5 protein-coding genes are annotated in these 5,224 nt (G+C 58.7%); all 5 read left to right on the top strand.

Annotated features, from left to right (window positions below):
* Window positions 1-660, top strand: a 660-nt coding sequence (locus tag AC4FIC_RS09075; RefSeq protein ID WP_476194960.1) for an amidophosphoribosyltransferase, incomplete at its 5' end; no start/stop codon positions are given.
* A 173-nt stretch (window positions 661-833) separates the two neighbouring features.
* Entirely contained in the window at window positions 834-1,760 is a 927-nt protein-coding gene (locus AC4FIC_RS09070) for an AAA family ATPase (protein ID WP_273284941.1), read from the top strand.
* A 26-nt stretch (window positions 1,761-1,786) separates the two neighbouring features.
* Complete coding sequence (locus tag AC4FIC_RS09065) at window positions 1,787-2,731, top strand: DUF58 domain-containing protein (RefSeq protein WP_100257398.1); 945 nt, start codon at window positions 1,787-1,789, stop codon at window positions 2,729-2,731.
* Window positions 2,724-4,718 carry a transglutaminase TgpA family protein gene (locus tag AC4FIC_RS09060; RefSeq protein WP_476194962.1) on the top strand — a complete coding sequence of 665 codons (1,995 nt, stop codon included), beginning with the start codon at window positions 2,724-2,726 and terminating at the stop codon, window positions 4,716-4,718. The genes AC4FIC_RS09065 and AC4FIC_RS09060 overlap by 8 nt, the downstream gene beginning before the upstream one ends.
* A gap of 120 nt (window positions 4,719-4,838) precedes the next feature.
* On the top strand, window positions 4,839-5,224 hold a 386-nt coding region (locus AC4FIC_RS09055; RefSeq protein WP_487778723.1), incomplete at its 3' end, for a hypothetical protein.

Here is a 5,224-nt window from a genome sequence, read left to right as displayed (position 1 = left end):
GCGTTACGCCCGGATCACGATATTGAGGTGGTTATACCGATTCCGGATACCAGTCGCACCTCGGCCCTGCAATTGGCCAATCGATTGGGCGTGAATTTCCGCGAAGGCTTTATGAAGAACCGCTATATCGGCCGGACCTTTATTATGCCGGGCCAAACCGAGCGGCGAAAATCGGTGCGCCAGAAATTGAATGCCATCGGTCTGGAGTTTAAGGGCAAGAATGTCTTGCTGGTCGATGACTCCATTGTTCGTGGCACCACCTGTTATGAAATCATTGAGATGGCCCGTGATGCGGGCGCGAAAAATGTCTACTTCGCCTCGGCGGCACCGGAGGTTCTGTACCCCAACGTCTATGGTATCGACATGCCGGCGGCCAAGGAGCTGATCGCGCACGGTCGCACGACCGACGAAATACGCCAGGCTATCGGCGCCGACTGGCTGGTGTATCAGAAGCTGGAAGATCTCAAAACGGCAACGCAAACGAAAAAGTCCGATGTGCATGATTTTGACTGCTCGGTTTTCGATGGTGCCTATGTCACCGGCGATATCGATCAGGCCTATCTGGACGCGCTCGAGACTTTGCGCAAAGACGACAACAAAAGCAAGGTGCTGGTCAGCGACTCCTCGATGGTCGACCTACACAATGACGATGAGGGCTAAGCCGCCTAGATTCGAATGAGGCCGCCTTGAGCGGCCTTTTTTTTGGCCGCCGTTTGGGGGAAATATCCGGCCGGACCGATGGGGTTTTGCTATACCTAAGGGGACGGGGTCTGTTCTAGCCGGTTATTCTGGCGGTCTGGTTCCATAGTATTCTCGGACGGAGCAGACCATAGATGACAGCCATTGCCGCGCTAACCGCACAACTTATGCAGCAGGGCGGTCTGGTGGTGGCCGGCAAGTCGGACCAGATACGCCTAATCTGGGTCGCGCTGCTCTGTGGCGGCCATGTTCTGCTCGAGGACGTACCCGGCGTCGGCAAAACCACACTCGCTCAAGCTCTGGGTCGATTGCTCGGCCTGGACTATCAACGTGTTCAGTTTACCGCCGACCTGTTGCCCGCCGATGTGATTGGCGCCCAGATATTCGATCGAGATCAACAGGACTTTCGTTTTCACCGCGGGCCGGTCTTTACCCAGCTGCTCTTAGCCGATGAGCTCAATCGCGCCACGCCTAAGGCCCAATCGGCGTTATTGGAAGCGATGGAAGAGCAGCAGGTGTCGGTCGACGGCCAAACCATGGCCTTGCCCAAGCCTTTTTTTGTCATCGCGACTCAAAATCCCCAGTCTCAGTCGGGTACCTATCCCTTGCCAGAATCCCAGCTCGATCGGTTTTTCATCCGTATCAGTCTGGGCTACCCCGACGCCGCGGTCGAACAGGACTTGCTAATGGGCAAGCTCGGTCGACAGCGCATGGCGGACCTGGTGCCGATATTGCTGCCGGCCGATTGGCCGGAGCTGTTAGGTCAGGTCCAACAGGTCGAATTAAGCGGCGCGGTACTGGGCTACATCATGCGCTTGGTGCAGAAAACCCGGGATCCGGCTCTGTGCGTGGTGGGGTTGTCGCCTCGGGCGTCGCAGTCGGTCGCGTTGGCGGCGCGGGCCTATGCTCTGAGCTTTGGTCGCGATTACGTGGTACCCGATGATGTCCAGGCGATTTTCCCCGCCGTTGCCGGGCACCGCCTGAAGGCCCTGAGCGCTATGAGTAGCGAATCCTTGCTGACGCTGATCCTCGACTCGGTCGATGTGGTCGGTACCCGCTAGTGGCTGTGAGTCGAGTTCGCCTATGGATGCACCGCAGGTTAGGGCTATGGCTGGAGCGCCGCCTGCCCCTGCAACGCTCGGTGACGCTCAATCAAGCGCGCATCTTTATTGTCCCAACCCTTCAGGGCGGTATCCTGCTGCTAGTGGCTCTATTGATTTTACTGTTGGCGATTAATTTTGACAGCGCATTGAACTACGCCCTGGGCTTCTGGCTGATTGCCATGTTGTGGGCCAGTGTTCATCTGACCTATCGCAATCTTAGTGGTCTGTGCATCAGTGGCCAGGTCGGCTCGCTGGTGGAGGTTGGTCAGATGGCCGAGATCAGCCTGTTACTGAGCGCACCGCGTAATCAAAATCGAGGCCCATTCGAAGTGATTCATAAGCAGTGGGGGGTGGTATCGGTGGCCATGAACGGGCCATCGGTGACGGTGCGACTGCCCTTGCTGGCGCGGGCGCGCGGCCCGATAACAGCGCCCCGGTTCCGCATCGAGAGTCGCTTTCCCTTCGGCCTGATCGTGGCCTGGTCTAACCTGAAAATCGATGTCCAAGCCTGGGCTTATCCTCTAGCCGTGCAATACGACCGGCAACTGGCCGGGGGTGGGCACGAAGCCGAGCAGAACCCGCCTAACGACCCATTTTACCGCGCTGGCAGCGAAGATTTTCACAGTTTACGGCCCTATGTCGCCGGCGATGCCATCCATCGGTTGCACTGGGCGAGCTTTTCACGCGATCAGCTGGTGGTCAAGGCTTTTACCGACTATCAATCGGGCAATGACGTTCTCGATTGGGATCAGTTCCCCGGATTAGCGGACGAAGCGCGGCTCTCGGCGCTGGCCTATCATAGCCAGCTGATGACTGAGCAACATCAGGCCTATGAGCTGCGCTTGCCGGGCACGGTGGTGTGCGCCGACCAGGGCCCGGAACAGCTCGCGCGGGTGCGTCGAGCCTTGGCGCAATTCGGTTATGACTGATAGCACCTATATCCCGCCGCATCTGCGGGCCCTGCACCAGGCCGGCCTGAAGTACCTGCTGCTGGTGCAATTGATGACCCTATTGGCCTTTCTTCCCTATTTGCCCGGTTGGTTTTTCGCGCTGTTTCTCGTGGTCGGCCTCTGGCGTTGGCGGGTGCTGCACGGTCAAATGCGTAAGCCACCGGCCATGGTCCTCTGGGCGGCTGTGTTGATGGGGCTCGGGGCCTTGATGGCCTCTGGTTTGAATCGCTACTCGCTGGACAGTGCTGTCGCCCTCTGTCTGTTGGGTTATCTGCTAAAATCGCTCGAGGTGCTGCGCCGCCGTGATGGTATTTTTCAGATCTACTTGGGCTATTTCTTGGCCGGTGTCTTGCTGCTCTATCGATTCGATCCGATAGCGGCCCTGATCGTTAGCCTACTGTTGTTTTTTAATACCCTAGCCTTGCAGGCCGTTACCGCGGGCGGACACTATAACGCTCGGTATGGACTGACCCAATCGAGTCTTATCTTGCTTGCTGCGCTGCCCATTATGGTGGCCGGCTATCTGTTTTTTCCGCGCCTGCCGCCGCTCTGGCAGATCCCCAATGATCAGCGCGGGGCGCAGACCGGTATGACCGATGAGATCAGTCCCGGCTCGGTGGAGCGCTTGGCGCAGTCGGTCGCGCCGGTCTTTCGGGTTGCCTTCGATACGCCCTTACCGGCCCGCAATCAGTGGTATTGGCGCGGCAACACCCTGAGCGTCTTTGACGGTCGGTCTTGGCAAGCCGAATACCGCAGCGCTAACCCTTTTGCCTGGCCGTCGCAGGCGAAGTTACCCAGCGGAGTGGGGCCCGCGTCGCGTTATTCGGTGCTGATGGAAAACAGCGGCCAACGTTGGCTGTATTTTTTGGACTGGCCGAGCGCCATCGAGGCCGGCAAGGGCGTTATTTTGCCCGATGCGCGCGCCGCCAGCCGTACGCCGATCACTAGTCTGCTGCGTTATCGCGCGAGCAGTCACCGTACCGTCAACTGGCCCGATCAAAGCGGATTGATCGCGTCCAATGTGCTATTGCCGGAGCAGGGCAACGAGCCTTTGCGCCAATGGGCTCAGACCCAGCGCGCGCAATACGCCAGTGACGGCGACTTTATCGATGGCCTAATGCACCATATTCGAACCGAAGGTTTTTTCTACACCCTGCAGCCGCCGGCCTATCCGGGCGACCAAAGTCTGGCCGATTTTTGGCTCACCGGCCGCCGGGGTTTCTGCTCGCACTACGCCAGCGCGGTGGGCTATATTTTGCGCTCGGTCGGCATTCCCACCCGCCTAGTGGGCGGCTATCTAGGCGGCACCTACAACCCGACCGGGGATTATGTGCAAGTGCGCCAGATGGAGGCGCATGTTTGGCTTGAGGTCTGGCTCGGTCAAGGCTGGCAGCGTATCGACCCCACGGCGGCGGTGGCCCCCGATCGGATCGAGATGAACTTGGATACCCTGTTTCGCCGCTCCCAGCCCGGCGATCTGCCACTGTTGTCCCGAATGGGGTCGCTCAGCCTGTTAAATGGGCTGAGTCTTTACTGGGACTCGATGTTATATCAATGGCAGGTGTTGATTCTGGATTACGACAACAGCGTGGCCAAGGCTTGGTTCGAGTCGGCCTTTGGGCGCTTTTCACCCCTGAAGCTGGCCATCGCCATCCTCAGTTTGATGGCCCTAGTCGGCTTCGCGCTGGCCTGGGGTTTGGGCATGCTGACCTGGCCCACCCGCCAACGAGAACCCTACCGCAGCTTGGCGCGCATCGAACGTTGGTACGGTGCCCGCGCCGATGCGGAAACGGTGCAGACCTATTTTCAGCGTTTGGCGGCGCAGCACCCGAGCCACAGCGGGTTGTGGGTGCTAGCCGACCTTATTGAGCGTTCGCTCTATCGCCGTGCCGAGCCGATCGCCGCGCGCGAATTCCGCGCCGCTCGACATCGCCTCGTCAAACAGCGCCGACGACGCAGCCTTTAGTTCGCAGACTATGCGATTAGCATCTAACCTTATAGGTAGATACTAGTGGCATCGGTCAGCCGTTTTAAAATGCACCGTTGCCAGCTGTCAGCAGTCGAGATAAAGGACCCATCATCACACATGAGTGATAAACAGCAGCAGTTGGTTCAGCTTAAAGATCATTTTGCCCGACGGGTCTATGAGGAGGCCCGACATGTTGTGAACAGTTGGGGGCAACTGGCCGAGGTGCATTGGCAGGAAGTCTGGTTCAACGAATTCACCCTGGCGGCGACCAAATTGGTCGGGTTGGCCGAGCGGCACGGCTTTATGCCATTGGCGGAGGCTTCTGGTCAACTCGTTGCGGTGTTGGCCGCAGCGGAGGCCCATATCACGCCATCGAGCGATGTGCTCGAACAGCTCAATACCGCCATCGGTCAGATCGCCACGGCCTGTTCGCGTGCCAATGACAACATGGCCCTGAAGCAGGTCTCGGCCGGTCGCAAGCCGGTGTATCTGTGCTTTAACGA

It is taken from the genome of Reinekea sp. (genome assembly GCF_982785585.1).
This window is presented reverse-complemented; position numbering and strand designations above follow the sequence as displayed.

Coding starts and splice junctions, on each gene's coding strand:
- AC4FIC_RS09070 (WP_273284941.1), top strand. CDS start 834: ATGACAGCCATTGCCGCGCTAACCGCACAACTTATGCAGCAGGGCGGT.
- AC4FIC_RS09065 (WP_100257398.1), top strand. CDS start 1,787: ATGCACCGCAGGTTAGGGCTATGGCTGGAGCGCCGCCTGCCCCTGCAA.
- AC4FIC_RS09060 (WP_476194962.1), top strand. CDS start 2,724: ATGACTGATAGCACCTATATCCCGCCGCATCTGCGGGCCCTGCACCAG.